This is a genomic window from Rhizobacter sp. P2_D12, from assembly GCF_056404395.1.
Genome location: NZ_JBFUEB010000020.1, coordinates 39,925 through 57,199 on the forward strand (window position 1 = coordinate 39,925; position 17,275 = coordinate 57,199).

Here is a 17,275-nt window from a genome sequence, read left to right on the forward strand (position 1 = left end):
CAAAAAGTGTTGTTTTCGGGCAGCCCGGCTGCAGACCGCATGGCGCCTTCGTTTGCGGCCCCTGTCGCTTCTTGCGGCAAGACTTGCCGCCCGTCACCGCCGATGACCGCATCGGGTCCCTCGAACAACCTGTAGCGCGACCTTCTTCCTCCCATGAGCAAACGCATTGCCAGTCTCGTGCCCAGCCTCACCGAGCTGGTCGTCGCCCTCGGCCTGGGGCCGCGCCTGGTGGCGCGCACCGGTTTCTGCATCCATCCCGACGACATCGTTCGCGACGTGCCCAAGGTCGGGGGCACCAAGGCGGTGAACCTGGACACGTTGCGCCGGCTCGCGCCGACGCACGTGCTCGTCAATGTGGATGAGAACCGGCACGACATCGTGCCGGCCCTGCACGGGATGGGTGCGCAGGTGATCGTCACGCACCCCTGCGATCCCGAGGACAACCTCGCGCTGGTCGACCAGCTGGCCCGGGTCTTCGACGACGAACCCGGTGTGCCCGAGCGTGCGCAGGCGCTGCGCGAGGCCTTGCGCCACGAGCTAGGGGAAACCCGCGGTGACGGGCGTGGGCCCTGCCGCGTGCTCTATTTGATCTGGCACAAGCCCTGGATGACGGTCGCGCGCGACACCTACCTGTCGCGCATGCTGGCGCGCATCGCCTGGCACACCGAGCCGGCGCTCGAAGGCGGGCCGCACGGTGCGGCGCGCTATCCGGTGGTGCACGGCGACGAGGCCTGGCTGGCCGAGGTCGAGCGCGTGCTGCTGAGTTCGGAGCCGTTCGGTTTCGGCGATCGCCACGTCGCGCTGGCGCAGGCCCTGTGCCCGCAGGCCCGGGTGCAGCGCGTCGATGGCGAGCTGCTGAGCTGGTACGGCCCGCGCGCGGTGCCGGGTTTGCGCTACCTGCGGGAACTGGCCATGAGCTGAGGGCGCCCCATCAGAATGGCGCATGGACATCTACAAGCCGCTGGTCGCCCTGCTCGCCATCGTCAACCCGATCGGCGTGATCCCGTTCTTCATCCACTTCACCGGGGGTTTCACCCGCGAACAGCGCCAGCGCACCATTCGCGTCGCCGCGTTCAGCGCCTTCGTCGTGATCGCGGTCAGCGCGCTGGCGGGGCTGAAGATCATCGAGTTCTTCGGCATCTCGCTCGCGTCGTTCCAGGTCGGCGGCGGCACGCTGCTGCTGATCTCGGCGCTGCAGATGCTGAACGCGCAGCCGGCCGAGACGCGGCAAGAGGACGTGACCGAGGGCAACACCAAGGTCGATGCCGGCGACAGCATCGCGGTGGTGCCGCTGACCATCCCGCTGCTGACCGGACCGGCGACCATCTCGACGATGGTCATCTACGCCGACAAGACGCGGCACTGGTGGGAGATCGCGGTGCTGGTCGGCTATGGCGTGGTGATCGGCATTGCGGTGTGGCTGGCCTTCAGCGCGTCCGGCCGCATCGCGCGGGTGCTCGGCAAGACCGGCATCAACGTGATGACGCGCCTGATGGGGCTGATCCTGGCCGCGCTGGCGGTCGAGGTGATGTCCGACGGGCTGGTGAAGCTGTTCCCGATCCTGGCCAGCAGCATCCACTGACCGGGTTTCACCGCGACTTCATGGCGCCTTCACCGGCGCTGGCCACAGTCCGCGGCTTCAACTCCTGGAGCTGCGCATGAAACTCCCCCGCATCGTGGTCAAGGGCTCGGCGATCCTCGTCGTCGTGATCCTGCTGAGCCTGGCGCTGTCGCGCATCGAGGGCCTGGTGCTCGAACGCCAATACCGCGCGTCGGAAGCCGAGCAGGGCATTGCGCAGAGCCACGCCGGCCGCCAGTCGTTGCTCGGCCCGGTGCTGCTGACCCAGTGCAGCGAGAGCTGGCAGGAGACCGAAGGCAGCGGCAAGGACGCCAAGCGGGTCGACCGGCGCCGCGACTTCCGGCTCAGTGCCGTCCCGCGCACCCATGCGATCGACGCCAGGCTGGCGATGGAAGCGCGCTACCGGGGCCTGTTCAAGGTCAACACCTATGCGACGCAGCTGCAGGTGTCCGCCGAATGGGCATCGCTGGCTGCCTTGCGGCCGCAGCGCGAACACACCGGCTCGCAACTGGCGTGCGACCCGGTGGACCTGATGGTCGCGGTGAGCGACGCGCGCGGAATCCGCCAGGCGGCGGTCACCCTCGACGGCCAGCCGCTGGCCGTCGAGCCGGGCACGATGCACGACAAGTACCCGAGCGGCTTCCACGTCGCCTTGCCCGAGGCGCGCCGCAACGGCGAGACACCGCTGCGGGTGGCGCTGACGCTGGACCTGGTAGGGACGTCGGCCTTCGCGGTCGTGCCGATCGGTCGCGACAGCCGCATGCACCTCAGCGCCGACTGGCCGCATCCGTCATTCAACGGCCGCTTCCTTCCGGACCCCGCGACGCGCACGGTGCGCAGCGACGGCTTCGAGGCGAGCTGGCAGGTGTCGGCGCTGGCCACGACGGCCGTGCAGGACTTCGCGCACGGTGTCGCGCTGTGCGTGCCCGGCGAAGGCGGCAAGGCGCCGTGCCTGGACAGCTTCGACGTCGACTTCATCGACCCGGTGAACCCCTATTCCCTCAGCGACCGCGCCATCAAGTACGGCATGCTGTTCGTCGGCCTGACCTTCGTCGCGGTCGGCATGGTCGAGCTGCTGCTGCGCCGCCGCGTGCACCCCGTGCAGTACCTGCTGGTGGGCTGCGCGATCAGCGTGTTCTTCCTGCTGCTGCTGAGCTTGTCGGAGCACTTCCCGTTCGGCCCGTCGTATGCCGCGGCGGCTGCAGCCTGCGTCGCGCTGCTCGCGTTCTACGGCCGGCACATGCTGGGCGGCTGGCGCGCCGGGGTCTTGTTCGGGGCCGGCATCGCCGCGCTGTACGGCGCGCTGTACACGCTGCTGCAGATGGAGCAGGCCTCGCTGGTGACCGGCGCGGTGCTGCTGTTCTGCGTGCTGGCCGGGGTGATGGTGGCGACGCGCCGGCTCGACTGGTACGGGCTGGCGGCGGCCGACACGTCAGCAAGCGCAACAAGCGCGCCCTGACCCAAAAACTTGGCACCGGTCCAACGACGGCGCAGCGTCCGCGCAACAAAGGCAGTCGTACCATGCCGCACCATGAATGTGCTCAGCTTCGACAGCTTCGGTGCGCCGGATGTCTTGCGCTATCGCTCCCATCCGGACCCGCAGCCCGGGCCGTCGCAGGCCCTGGTGCGCACGCGGGCGATCGGGCTGAACTTCGCCGACGTCTACCGGCGCAAGGGCACCTACCACCTGGCAGGCTCGCCGCCCTTCATCGCCGGCTATGAAGGCGCGGGCGAGGTCGTCAGCGCGCCGGCCGGCAGCGGCTTGGCGCCGGGCGACCGGGTCGGCTTCGCCGACATGCCGTTCGCCAACGCCGAGCTGGTGGCGGTCGACCTCGCGAAGCTGATCCCGCTGCCCGACGACATCGGCTTCGACACCGCCGCCGCGGTGCTGCTGCAAGGCCTGACCGCGCAGTACCTGGTGCGCGACAGCCATGCGCTGCTGCGCGGCGAGAGCGTGCTGGTGCATGCCGCGGCCGGCGGCGTCGGCGGGCTGCTGGTGCAGCTGTGCAAGGCGCTCGGGGCGCGGGTGATAGGGCTGACGTCCAGCGAAGCCAAGGCGGCGCAGGCGCGCGAGGCCGGTGCCGACGACGTGGCGCTGTATTCGCAGGACTGGGTGGCCGCCGCACAGGCCTTCGCGCCCGGCGGCGTCGACGTCGTCTACGACTCGGTCGGCGCCACGCTGGCCGGCAGCCTGGCCGCCACGCGCACCCGCGGCCACGTGGTGTTCTACGGCATGGCCGGCGGCGACCCGGCACCGGTCGACCCGCGCATGCTGATGGACACCTCCAAGTCACTCACCGGCGGTGACCTGTGGAACGTGCTGACCAGCGCCGACGAGCGCCGCAGCCGCGCCGGCGAGCTGTTCGGCTGGGTGCGCAGCGGCCGGCTGCGCGTGCCGGTCGATTCGCGCTTCGCGCTGGCCGACGGCGCGCAGGCGCACGCCCGGCTCGAGAGCCGTGCCTCCACCGGCAAGGTGTTGCTGATCCCCTGAGCCGGACCCCACGATGAGAGAAATCACCTACGACTACATCGTCTGCGGCGCCGGCACCGCGGGCTGCCTGCTGGCCAACCGGCTCAGCGCCGACGCGACGAAGAGCGTGCTGCTGATCGAGGCCGGCGGCAACGACGACTACCTGTGGATCCACATCCCGGTCGGCTACCTGTACTGCATCGGCAACCCGCGCACCGACTGGCTGTTCAACACCGACGCCGACCCGGGCCTGAACGGCCGCTCGCTGCGCTACCCGCGCGGCAAGGTGCTGGGCGGCTGCTCCAGCATCAACGGCATGATCTACATGCGCGGCCAGGCGCGCGACTACGACCACTGGGGCGCGCTCGGCAACCCCGGCTGGAGCTGGCAGGAATGCCTGCCCTTCTTCAAGCAGCACGAAGATTTCCACAAGGGCGCCGACGAGTTCCATGCCGCGCCCGGCTTCGACCGCAGCGGCCAGCGTGCCGGCGGCGAATGGCGGGTCGAGAAGCAGCGTCTGCGCTGGGAGATCCTCGATGCGTTCGCGCAGGCGGCTCAGCAGGCCGGCATCCCGCACAGCAGCGACTTCAACCGCGGCGACAACGAAGGCGTCGGCTACTTCGACGTCAACCAGCGCAACGGCATCCGCTGGAACGCGGCCAAGGCCTTCCTGCGGCCGGTGCTGCGCCGGCCCAACCTGCAGGTGTGGACCGGCGCGCAGATCGCGCGCGTGGTGGTGGAGCCCGGCCCGAGCGACGGCTCGTGGGATGGCGAGCCGCAGGCCAACGGTGTCGAGGTGATCCCGCACGGCGGCGGCGAGCGCATCCGCGCGCGTGCGGCGCGCGAGGTCATCCTGTGCACCGGCGCGGTCGGCACGCCGCAGCTGCTGCAGCTGTCGGGCATCGGCCCGCGCGCGCTGCTGCAGCAGCATGGGGTGATGGTGATGCGCGACGCACCCGGTGTCGGCGGCAACCTGCAGGACCACCTGCAGGTGCGCGCCGTCTACCAGGTCGACGGCGTGCGCACGCTGAACACGATGGCGAACTCGCTGTGGGGCAAGGCGATGATCGGCGCCGAGTACGTGTTCCGCCGCAGCGGGCCGATGAGCATGGCGCCGTCGCAGCTCGGGGCCTTCACGCGCAGCGACCCGGCGCAAGGGCATGCCAACCTGCAGTACCACGTGCAGCCGCTGTCGCTGGACGCCTTCGGCCAACCGCTGCACCGCTTCAATGCCTTCACCGCGAGCGTGTGCAACCTGAACCCGGGCAGCCGCGGGCGCATCGACATCCGAAGCGGCGACCCCACGGTGGCGCCGAGCATCCGCGCCAACTACCTGAGCACCGACGAAGACCGCCGCGTCGCGGCCGATTCGCTGCGCGTCACGCGCCGCATCGTCGAGCAGGCGGCGCTGGCGCCCTATCACCCGAAGGAGATCAAGCCGGGCGTGCAGTTCCAGAGCGACGACGAGCTGGCCCGTTTGGCCGGCGACATCGGCACGACGATCTTCCACCCGGTGGGCACCGCGAAGATGGGCCCGGCGCGCGACGCCGACGCGGTGGTCGATGCGCGGCTGCGCGTGCACGGCGTCAAGAAGCTGCGCGTCGTCGACGCGAGCGTGATGCCCACCATCACCAGCGGCAACACCAACTCGCCGACGCTGATGATTGCCGAGCGCGCCGCGCGCTGGATCCTCGACGACGCGCACGTCGCCGGCTGAGCCTGACCGACCCCACACCGTGCTGCTCGCGCTCGCCATCAACGCCTGCGTCAACCTGATCGTGGGTTGGGCGCTGCTGCTCGCGTGGCGCGGCGACCGCGCGCAGCTGTTCTCGCGCGACCTGGGCTGGGCCTTCGTCAGCCAGGCGCTGATCCCGATCGCCTACGGCATGCGGCAGCAGGACAGCGCCCTGCTGGATGCCGCCGGCACCGTCATCATCGTCGCCGTGTCGGCGCTGTACCTGGCGCTGCTGCTGATGGGCAGCGCCCGGCTGGCCGGGCGCAAGCCGACGCGCATGCAGGGCTTCGCGCTCGGTGCAGTGCTGCTGCTGGTGGCGGCGCTGCTGCTGCCGCTGAATGCGCAGGCGGCGCAGGCGGTCAGCGCGAGCCTGCACATCGCGGCCGGCTTCGTCGCCACCGTCTGGCTGTGGCGCCATGGCGGCTCGGAGCGCCTGGCCGGGCTGCTGCTGATGCTGCTGGGCGTCAACCAGTTCATCTTCGTCGTCTGGGGCCCGCCCGGCGTCACGGTGCAGGCGACCATCGCCGCGATGCTGCGGCTGACGCTGGGCCTTGCGCTCCTGCACGCGGCGGTGCGCCGCTCGCACGACGAATCGCGCCGGCTGCGCGACCGCTTCCTGCAGCTGACCGAGCATTCGCACCAGGGCGTCGCGGTGGTGCGCGGCGAGGACCTGCTGTATGCCAACCCGGCACTGCTGAAGATCTACGGCCTGAACTCGCTGGGCGAGGTGCTGACGCTGTGGCGCGAGGCCACGATGCCGCCCGAGGAGCGCGAGCGCGCGCGCGACCGGCACCGCAAGATCATTGCCGGCGAGCTGCTGCAGGACAACTGGCAGGGCCTGCGCTACCGCTTCGACGGCACGCCGATCCAGCTGCGCTTCAGCGCCTGGCGCATCGACTGGGACGGTCGGCCGGCCGAGCAGGTGGTGGTGACCGACGAGACCGCGCAGCACGACGCCGCGCAGGCGATGCTGTACCAGGCCACGCACGACGAGCTGACCGGGCTGCCCAACCGCGTCGCGCTGCTGCAGCGGCTGCGCGACCTGTGCGCGGCCGAGCTGCCGTCGCCGTTCGCGCTGGTGCTGATGGACGTCGACCGCTTCAAGCTCTTCAACGAGGCGCACGGCCCGTCGATCGGCGATGCGGTGCTGCGCGCGCTGGCCACCGCGTTGCAGCGCGCGCTGGCGGGCCGGGCCGAGGTGATGCGCCTGGGCGAGGACGAGTTCGCGCTGCTGGCGCCCGGCAGCGAAGGCGACCGCACGGCGCTGGGCGTCGCGCAGGCGGTGCGCCAGCTGCTGATGCAGCCGCTCGCGTTGCCGCAGCACGAGTTCTTCCTCGACGTGTCGATGGGCATGGCCACCTACCCGGCGACCGCGCGCGAGCCCGAGGCCTTGCTGCGCGCGGCGAATGCGGCGATGCACGAGGCCAAGCGCACGCCGGGCACCTCGGTGCAGTTCGCGGAGGAGCGCTTCGAGCGCGGCTCGGGCGCGTCGCTCGATGCCGAGCAGGCCTTGCGCGCCGGCATGAAGAACGACGAGTTCTGCCTGGTCTACCAGCCGAAGGTGGATGCGCAGGACAAGACGCTGGTCGGGTTCGAGGCGCTGGTGCGCTGGGACCGGCCGGGCCTCGGGCGCATCAGCCCGATGGAGTTCATCCCGGCGGCCGAGCGCACCGGGCTGATCGGCCCGCTGGGCAACCTGATCCTGACGCAGGCCTGCCACCAGATCTCGGAGTGGCGCAGCGCGTTCGGCAAGGCGGTGCCGGTGGCGGTGAACGTGTCGCCGCTGCAGCTGCTGGACCCCGGCTTCCCGGAGCTGGTGCTGCGCACGCTGCGCCACTTCGACGTGCCGCCGGGCCTGCTGACGCTGGAGATCACCGAGAGCGCGGCCGTCACCTACATGGAGCAGGCGCGCGAGCAGATCCGCCAGATGAGGGCGCATGGCATCGAGGTGGCGCTGGACGACTTCGGCACCGGCTTCTCGTCATTGAACATGCTGCGCAGCCTGCCGCTGCGCACCGTCAAGATCGACCGCAGCCTGATCGATCCGATGCCGGCGCCGGACGCGACGGCGGTGGTGAAGGCGATCTGCGACCTGGCCTCGGCGCTGCGGCTGGACGTGGTGGCCGAAGGCGTCGAGACCCGTGAACACGCCCGCGCCGCCACGGCGGCCGGTTGCGACGTGTTGCAGGGTTACCTGTATGCGCGGCCGCTGTCCTCCGAAGAAGCCGCCCGCTGGCTGGTAGATATGCGTAGCCCGGATGCCAATCCGGGACTCAAGGCCTGACCAGGAGAACCGGCACCGGCGAAGTCCGCAACACCTGCTCGGCATCGCTGCCCAGCAGCCAGCGCCCGATGCCGCGCCGCCCGTGCGTGCCGATCACCACGACGTCCGCCTTCCACTTGCCGATCTCGTCGACCACGACGTCGGAGAGGCGATGGGACAGCGTCTCGAACAGCGCCGTCTCCACCTCGACCCCCGCGGCCTTGGCCCGGGCCTGCCCTTGCGCCAGCACCGCGTTGCCGGCCGTCTTCAGCACGCCGGCCACGTCGCCCGCATAGCCGCCGAAGCCGGTGGCGAAGCTCAGCTCGTCGACCATGTGCACGAGGCGCAGCCTGGCGCCGGTGAGCTTGGCGAGCTGGATGGCTTCATCGAGGCCGCGGGTGGAGGTGTCGCTGCCGTCGATCGGCACGAGGATGCGCTGGTACATGGAGGCGCCTGTGTGCAAGGGATGGGGTTTCGATCTTGCCGCAGCCGCGATGTCCCCGGCGCAGGCCATGGCTTGCCTGCATGTATCCTGGCGGACCCGAGTGCAGGAGCCTCCCGATGCGTCTGAGCTTTCTCGTGTTTCTCATTTGTCTTCCGTTTGCCGCCCATGCGCAGACAGTGCCTGCGGGTGTCAAGGAGGCGATCGTGACTGGCGGGCTTTCGAGCGGAAAGACCTATCAAGTCGCCGAGCATTGCGGCGCGTCCGCCGAGACGCTGAAGGCCTACAAGGCGCAATTCGATGCGGACACCCGAGGAGGAGAGCAGATCTACGCGAGCCTGGGCATCAACATCGAGCAGGTCTTCCTGCAAGGGCGCAAGGACGGCGAGTCCTTCTATGCGGGCATCAAGTCGACGCCGGAGCGCGACAAGATCTGCTCGCAGACGCTGGCGCTGGTGAAGAGCCAGGGTGCGGGGCGCTGAGCAGCCCCCGGTCACCGAGGCAGTCAGTTCCCCGAATACGCCAGCTTGAGCCCCAGGTGCTCAGAAAAAGGCAAGAAATCCCTGTCCGCGTGGAGCAGCATCAGCCCGTCTTCGATGCACCGCGTCGCAATCAGCGTGTCGATGGTCTTCCGTACGGTGATGCCCATGGCTCGCAGGATTCGGTAGTTCTCAGAAGCCTTCACCGCCAGGTCGTAGCCGACCAGGTCGATGTGGTCGAAAGCGTCGAGGGTCTGCTTCACCAACTTGAACTCCCGATCGCCGCGAACACCCTGCAGGACCTCAGCGGCAATCAAATCCCCGACAGCCAGCGCGCTGCGGCCGAGGAGAGAGTCCAGGAGCACCACCTGGGGCGTGTCCGCCGAGCGAAAGTAGTCGATCCAGACGCTGGAGTCGACCAGGATCACCGGTCCGTCCTCATCGCCTCCAAGTCACCATCCCAGGTGATCTTTCCCTTGAGTTCGCGGGCCTTCTCCTGGGCACGAAGCCGCACCAAGGTTCTCAAGCCCAGCTCCACGGCCTCGCGCTTGGTCTTCACTCCGGTGGCCTTCAGGGCGTCCTTCATGAGCTTGTCGTCGATCTCGATGTTCGTGCGCATGATGTGTATCCCTGTAGAAAGCAGTACACATCGTAGCACTTCACTCCTCTGCTGAGTACTGTCTCCACCCAAGCTCATGCAGCCACCGCAAAACGCAGATCCAGCCGCGATTTCCTTCGTTCGCCGCACGACCCGGGCCGACCACACTGCGGCCCACGATGTCCCAGGTTCTCCCGTTGTCCCGCCGTGCCGACGTGCACGCGCAGATTGCCGATGCCACCGCCACTTTGGTGCAGCAGCTCGCCGCCACCGCGGTCCAGCGCGACCAGGCCGGCGGCCATGCCGCCGCCGAGCGTGAGCAGATCCGCGCGAGCGGCCTGCTGGCGCTGACCATCCCGCGCGAGCACGGCGGCCTCGGCGCCGACTGGTCCACCTTCTACGGCGTGCTGCGCCAGCTGGCCCAGGTCGACAGCGCGCTCGCCCACCTGTTCGGCTTCCACCACCTGCAGCTGGCCGGCGTGCAGCTGTACGGCAACGCCACGCAGCAACAGACACTGCTGCGCCGCACCGTCGATGAGCGCCTGTTCTGGGGCAATGCGCTGAACCCGCTGGACCGCCGCGCCGTGGCGCGCGAGGTCGACGGCGGCTTCGTGATCGACGGCCTCAAGAGCTTCGCGTCCGGCTCGGTCGGCTCCGACCAGCTGACGATTTCCGCCTGGCATGAGCCGACGCAGACCGCGCTGATCGCCGCGGTGCCGACACGCCGCGAAGGCATCACCGTGCAGGCCGATTGGGACGCCTTCGGCCAGCGCCAGACCGACAGCGGCAACGTCGCGTTCCAGCACGTGCTGTTGGCGCACGACGAGGTGCTGCAGGCTCCCGGAGTGCAGCCGACGCCGCGCGCCACGCTGCGCTCGCAGGTGGCCCAGCTGATCATGGCCAACCTCTACCTCGGCATCGGCCTCGGCGCGTTCGACGAGGCGCGCCACTACACGCGCGAGAGCAGCAAGCCCTGGTTCGCCTCCGGCGTCGCGCAGGCCAGCGACGACCCGTTCATCCAGCACCGCTACGGCGAGTTGTGGCTGCTGCTGCGCCCGGCGATCGCGCTGGCCGACGCGGCGGCGCTGTGGCTCGACCACGCGCTGCGCCAGGGCGATTCGCTGTCGGCGACGGACCGCGGCGAGGTCGCGATCGCCGTCGCCGAGGCCAAGGCCTTGTCGCACCGCGCCGGCATCGAGGTCAGCTCGCAGCTGTTCGAACTCACCGGCGCCCGCGCCACCTCGCAGCGCCTGGGGCTCGACCGCTTCTGGCGCAACGCCCGCGTGCACACGCTGCACGACCCGATCGACTACAAGCTGCGCGACATCGGCCGCTACGTGCTGAACGGCCAGATTCCCGAGCCGACGGCCTACTCATGAGCAAGATCCAGAACCTCGACCCCGGCCTGCCGCCGCCCTTGATCCGGCTCGACGGCCTGAGCAAATCCTTCGCGCTGCCCAACGGCACCCGCTTCGACGCCGTCAACAACGTCTCGCTGCAGGTGCGCCGCGGCGACATCTTCGGGCTGGTCGGCAAGAGCGGTGCCGGCAAGTCGACACTGCTGCGGCTGGTCAACCTGCTGGAGCGCCCCGACCAGGGCAGCGTCAGCGTCGACGGCCGCGAACTCACCGCCCTGGGCAAGCGCGAGCTGCGCGAGGCGCGCCAGGGCATCGGCATGATCTTCCAGCAGTTCAACCTGCTGCAAAACGCCAGCGTGTTCGACAACGTCGCGTTCCCGCTGCGCATCCATGGCCAGGTGCGCGGCCACGAGATCGCGCAGCGCGTTCTCGAATGCCTGGCCCTGGTGGGACTGAACGACAAGGTCGACGCCCACCCGGCGCAGCTGTCGGGCGGCCAGAAACAGCGCGTCGCGATCGCCCGTGCGCTGGCCTCGCGGCCGTCGGTGCTGCTGTGCGACGAACCCACCTCGGCGCTCGACGCCGAGACCACCCAGTCGCTGCTGGCCACGCTGCGCGACATCAACGCGCGGCTCGGCGTCACCATCGTCATCGTCACGCACGAGCTGGCGGTGGTGCAGGCGCTGTGCCGCCACGTCGCGGTGATCGAGGACGGCGCGGTGGCTGAGCAGTTCGCGCTCGACGAGGCCGGCGCCACGCGCAAGACCGCCCTCGGCCGCGCCCTCGCCCGGCTGGTGGCCGCCCCGCCCGCGGAGGCCGCCTATGCCTGAGAACATTGCCGCCATCCTGCCCGAGCTGTCGACCGCGCTCGCCCAGACGCTGCTGATGCTGGGCATCGGCCTGTCGGCCGCGGTGCTGCTCGGCGGCCCGCTGGGCATCTGGCTGTTCCTGCTCGGCCCGGGCCAGTCGCTCGCCAGCCGGCCGCTGTTCGCGGTCGTCAACTGGCTGGTGAACACCGTGCGCTCGTTCCCGTTCATCATCCTGCTGGTCGCGCTGGTGCCCTTCACCCGCGTGATCGCCGGCAGCTCGATCGGGCCGGTGGCGGCCGCGGTGCCGCTGTCGTTCGCCGCGATCCCCTACTTCGCCCGCCTGGTCGAGCAGAACCTGCGCGACGTGCCGCGCGGCGTCATCGAGGCGGCGCATGCGATGGGCGCTTCGGAGCTGCAGATCATCGTGCGCGTGCTGATCGTCGAGGCGCGTTCCGGCCTGGTGCTGGCGCTCACCGTGCTGGCCATCAGCTTCCTGTCGTACTCGGCGGTGGCCGGCGTCGTCGGGGGCGGCGGCATCGGCGATCTGGCGATCCGCTACGGCTACTACCGCTTCCAGACCGACGTGATGGTGTTCACCGTCGCGATCCTGATCGTGCTCGTCCAGCTGATCCAGCTCACCGGCAACGCAATCGCGCGCCGGCTCGACAAGCGCTGAGCATCCCTTTCGTTTCCCAAGGAGTACCCCATGTCCATCGCCCGCCGCACGCTGCTCGCCGTGGCGCTGGCCGCCGTCTCGCTGGTGGCCGCCGCGCAGCAGAAGAAGGAGATCGTGTTCGGCGCCACCGCCGGCCCGTATGCCGACCAGATCAAGCTCGGCATCAAGCCGCTGCTCGAGAAGAAGGGCTACGCCGTCAAGGTCGTCGAGTTCAACGACTACATCCAGCCCAACCACGCGCTGGCCCAGGGCGCGCTGGATGCCAACGCCTTCCAGCACATCGTCTACCTGACGAAGTTCGCGACCGAGAACAAGATCGCGATCAGCGAGCTGCTGAAGGTGCCGACCGCACCGATCGCGATCTACAGCAGGAAGCACAAGACGCTGGACGTCAAGGAAGGCGCGTTGGTCGCGCTGCCGAACGACCCGACCAACGCGGCACGCGCGCTGGTGGTGCTGCAGGAGATCGGCTGGGTCAAGCTGCGCGAGGGCACCGACCCGATCCGCGCGTCGGAGAAGGACGTCGCGGTCAACCTGAAGAAGATCAAGCTGGTGCCGATCGAGGCGGCGCAGCTGCCGCGCTCGCTGGACGATACCGACTACTCGTTCGTCAACGGCAACTTCGCGCTCGCCTCGGGCCTGAAGCTGACCGAGGCACTGGCGCTGGAGAAGACCGGGCCGACCTACCAGAACGTGGTGGCGGTGCGCACCGCGGACAAGGACGCGCCCTGGGTCAAGGACATCGCCGACGCCTACCGCTCGAAGGAATTCCTCGCCGTCACCGAGAAGCAGTTCCCCGGCTTCGTGAAGACCGACTACCAGCAAGCCCTCCAGGCGGCGGTGGCGAGCAAGTGATCCGCTTCAACGCGTTCCAGATGAACACGGTCGGGCACCAGTCGCYCGGCCTGTGGACGCATCCGCGCGACCGATCGCACCGCTACACCGACCCGGACCACTGGGTCGAGCTGGCGCAATTGCTGGAGCGCGGCCGTTTCGACGGCGTGTTCCTGGCCGACGTGCTGGGCGTCTACGACGTCTACCAGGGCGCCGCCGATGCCGCACTGCGCCACGGCGTGCAGGTGCCGCTGAACGACCCGCTGGCGCTGGTGCCGCTGATGGCGCAGGCTACCGAGCACCTGGGCTTCGGCGTGACGTGCGCGCTGACCTACGAGCACCCCTACCCGTTCGCGCGCCGCATGAGCACGCTGGACCACCTGACGCGCGGGCGCATCGGCTGGAACATCGTCACCGGCTACCTCGACAGCGCGGCGCGCAACCTGGGCCTGCCGCAGCAGGCGGCGCACGACGAGCGCTATGACCTCGCCGACGAGTACCTCGATGTCGTCTACAAGCTGTGGGAGCACAGCTGGCAGGACGACGCCGTGGTGCGCGACAAGGTGCGCGGCGTCTTCACCGACCCGTCGCGCGTGCACCCGATCCGCCACCGCGGCCAGCACTACCAGGTGCCGGGCATCCACCTGTGCGAGCCGTCGCCGCAGCGCACGCCGGTGCTGTACCAGGCCGGCACCTCGCCGCGCGGCAAGGCCTTCGCGGCGCGGCACGCGGAATGCGTGTTCGTCAGCGGGCCCAGCATCGCGGTGGTGCGCAAGTACGTGGACGGCATCCGCGCGGCGCTGGTCGCGCAGGGCCGGCCGGCCGACGACGTGCTGATCTACGCGCAGGCGCTGGTGATCACCGGCGACAGCGAGGCCGCCGCGCAGGCGAAGCACGCCGAGTACCGCCGGCACATCGACCTCGAGGCCTCGCTGGCGCTGCTGTCGGGCTGGACCGGCGTCGACTTCAGCCGCTTCGCGCCCGACGCGACGGTCGACTACATCGACACCGAGGCCGGTCGCAGCGCGCTCGCCTCCTTCAACCAGGCCGACCCAGCCCGTGTGTGGACGGTGCGCGAGGCGGCCGAATTCATCGGCCTCGGCGGGCGCGGCCCGGTGATCGTCGGCGACGCCGTGCAGGTGGCCGATGAGCTGGAGCGCTGGGTCGACGCGACCGGCATCGATGGCTTCAACCTCGCCTATGCCGTCGCGCACGAGACGATGCGCGACGTCGTCGATCACGTGGTGCCCGAGCTGCAGCGGCGTGGCCGCTATGCGCGCGACTACGCCGCCGGCACGCTGCGCGACAAGCTGTTCGGCCGCGGCCCGCGGCTGGGCGCCGAGCACACCGCCAAGCGGCTGCGGCTGGACGCCGTGCCGGCCGCGGCTTGATTCCCCCTCCCGAAAGTTGCCGATGAAACGCCGTACCGTCCTGCAAGCCGCTGCCGCCCTCGCCGCCCCCGCCTTCGTGCGCGCCGCCGAGGCCCGGGAGCTGCGCCTCGACTACGCCTACTACTCGCCGTCCAGCCTGGTGCTGCGCCGCTTCGGCTGGCTGGAAGACGACTTCAAGCGCGACGGCGTCGACGTCAAGTGGGTGCTGAGCGCCGGCAGCAACCGCGCGCTCGAGTACCTGAACAGCAACAGCATCGACATGGGCTCGTCGGCCGGCCTGGCCGCGCTGCTGGCCAAGGCCAACGGCAACCCGATCAAGGCGCCGTACATCTTCTCGCGCCCCGAGTGGACGGCGCTGGTGGTGCCCAAGGGCTCGCCGATCAGGTCGCTGGCCGACCTGAAGGGCAAGAAGGTGGCTGCGACCAAGGGCACCGACCCCTACCTGTTCCTGCTGCGCGCGCTGCACAGCGTGGGCCTGAAGCGCAGCGACATCGAGCACGTCGCGCTGCAGCATGCGGACGGCCGCACCGCGCTCGAGCAGGGCCGCGTCGATGCCTGGGCCGGGCTCGATCCGCTGATGGCGGCCAGCGAGCTGGATGCCGGCTCGACGCTGCTGTACCGCAACGTGGCCTTCAACACGTACGGCTTCCTGAACGTGCGCGAGGACGTGCTGGCGAAACGTCCGGACGACGTGAGGCGCGTGATCGCCGCTTACGAGCGTGCGCGGCTGTGGAGCCTGGCCAACCCGAGCGCGGCCGCGAAGATCCTGTCCGAGGAGGCCAAGGTCAGCCTGCAGGTCGCGCTGCTCCAGATCAAGCTGCGCACCGACCTGAGCAACCCGCAGCCGTCGACCGAGCATGTGAAGGCCTTGCAGGCGGCCGCGCCGATCCTGCTGGACGAGCAGTTGGTGAAGCCGGGCACGGACCTGGTCCGCACGATTGCCGAGCTCGTCGACACGAAGTTCGCGAACGGCGTGACCCAGCGTGCCGCCTGAGCTGTCGCTGACGGCCGAGCCGGACCCGGCCCGGTCCCCGCGCCGGCGCTTGCCTCGGCGTGCCGTCGGCCTGGTGCTGCCGGTCGCCGTGCTGTTGGGGATCGAGCTGGCCGCACAGCTCGGCTGGTCGGGCAGCCGCGCGCTGCCACCGCCGAGCGAGGTGCTGCGCACGCTGGCCGGCTTCGGCGGGCAGGCCCTCGGCTCGCACGTGCTGGCCAGCAGCGCGCGCGTGGCGGGCGGCTTCGCGCTGGGCAGCCTGTTGGCGCTGGTGCTGGGCGTGGCGGTCGGCCTGTCGCGGCGCGTCGCCGCCTGGCTGGACCCGAGCGTGCAGGCGCTGCGCGCGATCCCGTCGCTCGCGTGGGTGCCGCTGCTGCTGCTGTGGCTGGGCATCGACGAAACGCCGAAGCTGGTGCTGATCGCGATCGGCGCGTTCTTTCCGGTCTACATGGGCGTCGCGTCGGGCTTCCGCGGCGTCGACCGCAAGCTGGTCGAGGTGGGCCGGCTGTTCGGCTTCACGCCGCTCGCGCTGGTGCGCCGCGTGCTGCTGCCGGCCGCGTTGCCGACGGTGCTGACGGGGCTGCGCAACGGGCTGGGCCTGGCCTGGATGTTCATGGTCGCCGCCGAGCTGATCGCCGCGAGCAGCGGCCTGGGCTACCTGCTGACCGACGGCCGCGAGACCGGCCGCGCCGACATCGTGCTCGCGGCGATCCTGCTGCTGGCGCTGCTGGGCCAGCTGAGCGACAGCGCGATGCGCGCGCTCGAGCGCCGGCTGCTGGTGTGGCGCGATGCCTTTGATCCCTCTTCTCTCCACTGACCTTCCACCATGACCTTGCTTCGCCGATCCCTTCTGTTGTCGCTTCCGCTGTTCATCCTCGCCGGCCCAGTGCTCGCGCAGGACAGCATCAGGATCGCCGTCACCGCCGGCCCGCATGCGCAGATCGCCGAGGTGGCGAAGAAGGTCGCCGCGCGCGACGGCCTCGTGCTGCAGATCGTCGAATTCAACGACTACATCCAGCCGAATGCCGCGCTCGATGCCGGCGATGTGCAGGCCAACAGCTACCAGCACCTGCCGTTCCTGCAGTCGCAGATCCAGGCGCGTGGCTACAAGATCAGCGCGGTCGGCTACACCGTCACGTTCCCGATGGGCTTCTACTCGAAGAAGTACAAGTCGCTGGCCGAGCTGCCCAAGGGTGCCAAGGTCGGCATCCAAAACGACCCGTCGAACAGCGGGCGCGCGCTGGCGCTGCTGCAGAAGTACGGCGTGCTCAAGCTGAAGCCGACGGCCGGCATCAGCGCGACGGTGCAGGACATCGTCGAGAATCCGAAGGGCCTGCAGATCGTGCAGGTCGAGGCGGCGCAGCTGCCGCGCTCGCTGGATGACCTGGACGCGAGCGCGATCAACACCAACTACGCGGTGCAGGCCAGGCTGGTGCCCACGCGCGACGCGATCGCGATCGAGGACCCGAGGAACCCGTACGCCAACCTGCTGGCGGTGCGCACCGAGGACAAGGACAAGCCCTGGGTCGCGAAGCTGGTGAAGGCCTTCCAGTCGCCGGAAGTCAAGCAGCTGGTCGAGTCCACCTTCAGCGGGTCGATGGTGCCGGCCTTCTGATGACGCGAGCGGGGGGCTGACTTCGACCCAGGACA

General features: G+C 69.9%; 18 protein-coding genes. 15 read left to right on the forward strand and 3 right to left on the reverse strand.

Annotated elements, in window-relative coordinates; all coding sequences use genetic code 11:
* The first annotated feature begins 153 nt into the window (after positions 1-153).
* The 6 genes from AC1DYN_RS09325 to AC1DYN_RS09350 all read left to right on the forward strand — a co-directional run bounded on the left by AC1DYN_RS09325 (position 154) and on the right by AC1DYN_RS09350 (position 8,068).
* Positions 154-921 (forward strand): helical backbone metal receptor, encoded by a 768-nt coding sequence (locus tag AC1DYN_RS09325; protein WP_477958845.1) that lies wholly within the window; start codon positions 154-156, stop codon positions 919-921.
* Between the two features lie 22 nt (positions 922-943).
* Complete coding sequence (locus AC1DYN_RS09330; protein WP_477958846.1) at positions 944-1,582, forward strand: MarC family protein; 639 nt, start codon at positions 944-946, stop codon at positions 1,580-1,582.
* A gap of 76 nt (positions 1,583-1,658) precedes the next feature.
* A complete protein-coding gene (gene creD, locus AC1DYN_RS09335) occupies positions 1,659-3,038 on the forward strand; it encodes a cell envelope integrity protein CreD (RefSeq protein WP_477958847.1) in 1,380 nt (459 codons plus the stop codon).
* A 72-nt stretch (positions 3,039-3,110) separates the two neighbouring features.
* Positions 3,111-4,070 carry a quinone oxidoreductase family protein gene (locus AC1DYN_RS09340; protein WP_477958848.1) on the forward strand — a complete coding sequence of 320 codons (960 nt, stop codon included), beginning with the start codon at positions 3,111-3,113 and terminating at the stop codon, positions 4,068-4,070.
* 13 nt (positions 4,071-4,083) lie between these two features.
* Positions 4,084-5,766, forward strand: coding sequence for a GMC family oxidoreductase (locus AC1DYN_RS09345; protein WP_477958849.1), 1,683 nt, complete (start codon positions 4,084-4,086; stop codon positions 5,764-5,766).
* A gap of 19 nt (positions 5,767-5,785) precedes the next feature.
* On the forward strand, positions 5,786-8,068 hold the full coding sequence (locus AC1DYN_RS09350) for a putative bifunctional diguanylate cyclase/phosphodiesterase (RefSeq protein WP_477958850.1): 2,283 nt from the start codon (positions 5,786-5,788) through the stop codon (positions 8,066-8,068).
* Here AC1DYN_RS09350 and AC1DYN_RS09355 read toward each other — a convergent pair.
* Positions 8,058-8,492: a universal stress protein gene (locus AC1DYN_RS09355; RefSeq protein WP_477958851.1), complete on the reverse strand. Its 435-nt coding sequence runs from the start codon at positions 8,490-8,492 to the stop codon at positions 8,058-8,060. The two genes, AC1DYN_RS09350 and AC1DYN_RS09355, sit on opposite strands and share 11 nt — an antisense overlap.
* Positions 8,493-8,608: 116 nt before the next feature.
* Here AC1DYN_RS09355 and AC1DYN_RS09360 point away from each other — a divergent pair, with 116 nt between their 5' ends.
* Complete coding sequence (locus tag AC1DYN_RS09360; RefSeq protein ID WP_477958852.1) at positions 8,609-8,971, forward strand: hypothetical protein; 363 nt, start codon at positions 8,609-8,611, stop codon at positions 8,969-8,971.
* 23 nt (positions 8,972-8,994) lie between these two features.
* On the opposite strand, the gene vapC is transcribed toward AC1DYN_RS09360, so the two are convergent.
* A complete protein-coding gene (gene vapC, locus AC1DYN_RS09365; RefSeq protein ID WP_477958853.1) occupies positions 8,995-9,396 on the reverse strand; it encodes a type II toxin-antitoxin system VapC family toxin in 402 nt (133 codons plus the stop codon).
* Complete coding sequence (locus AC1DYN_RS09370) at positions 9,393-9,587, reverse strand: type II toxin-antitoxin system VapB family antitoxin (RefSeq protein WP_477958854.1); 195 nt, start codon at positions 9,585-9,587, stop codon at positions 9,393-9,395. The genes vapC and AC1DYN_RS09370 overlap by 4 nt, the downstream gene beginning before the upstream one ends.
* A 158-nt stretch (positions 9,588-9,745) precedes the next feature.
* Here AC1DYN_RS09370 and AC1DYN_RS09375 point away from each other — a divergent pair, with 158 nt between their 5' ends.
* From AC1DYN_RS09375 to AC1DYN_RS09410, 8 genes are read left to right on the forward strand one after another with little or no spacing between them, the layout of a single operon-like run.
* Entirely contained in the window at positions 9,746-10,945 is a 1,200-nt protein-coding gene (locus AC1DYN_RS09375) for an acyl-CoA dehydrogenase family protein (protein WP_477958855.1), read from the forward strand.
* Positions 10,942-11,754 (forward strand): methionine ABC transporter ATP-binding protein, encoded by an 813-nt coding sequence (locus tag AC1DYN_RS09380; RefSeq protein WP_477958856.1) that lies wholly within the window; start codon positions 10,942-10,944, stop codon positions 11,752-11,754. Before AC1DYN_RS09375 ends, AC1DYN_RS09380 begins: the two co-directional genes overlap by 4 nt.
* A complete protein-coding gene (locus AC1DYN_RS09385) occupies positions 11,747-12,409 on the forward strand; it encodes a methionine ABC transporter permease (RefSeq protein WP_477958857.1) in 663 nt (220 codons plus the stop codon). The genes AC1DYN_RS09380 and AC1DYN_RS09385 overlap by 8 nt, the downstream gene beginning before the upstream one ends.
* 30 nt (positions 12,410-12,439) lie before the next feature.
* Positions 12,440-13,264, forward strand: coding sequence for a MetQ/NlpA family ABC transporter substrate-binding protein (locus AC1DYN_RS09390; protein WP_477958858.1), 825 nt, complete (start codon positions 12,440-12,442; stop codon positions 13,262-13,264).
* Complete coding sequence (locus AC1DYN_RS09395; RefSeq protein ID WP_477958859.1) at positions 13,261-14,634, forward strand: LLM class flavin-dependent oxidoreductase; 1,374 nt, start codon at positions 13,261-13,263, stop codon at positions 14,632-14,634. The genes AC1DYN_RS09390 and AC1DYN_RS09395 overlap by 4 nt, the downstream gene beginning before the upstream one ends.
* Positions 14,635-14,656: 22 nt before the next feature.
* Positions 14,657-15,628: an aliphatic sulfonate ABC transporter substrate-binding protein gene (locus AC1DYN_RS09400; protein WP_477958860.1), complete on the forward strand. Its 972-nt coding sequence runs from the start codon at positions 14,657-14,659 to the stop codon at positions 15,626-15,628.
* Complete coding sequence (locus tag AC1DYN_RS09405) at positions 15,618-16,442, forward strand: ABC transporter permease (RefSeq protein ID WP_477958861.1); 825 nt, start codon at positions 15,618-15,620, stop codon at positions 16,440-16,442. The genes AC1DYN_RS09400 and AC1DYN_RS09405 overlap by 11 nt, the downstream gene beginning before the upstream one ends.
* 9 nt (positions 16,443-16,451) lie before the next feature.
* Complete coding sequence (locus tag AC1DYN_RS09410; protein ID WP_477958862.1) at positions 16,452-17,240, forward strand: MetQ/NlpA family ABC transporter substrate-binding protein; 789 nt, start codon at positions 16,452-16,454, stop codon at positions 17,238-17,240.
* Positions 17,241-17,275: the final 35 nt, after the last annotated feature.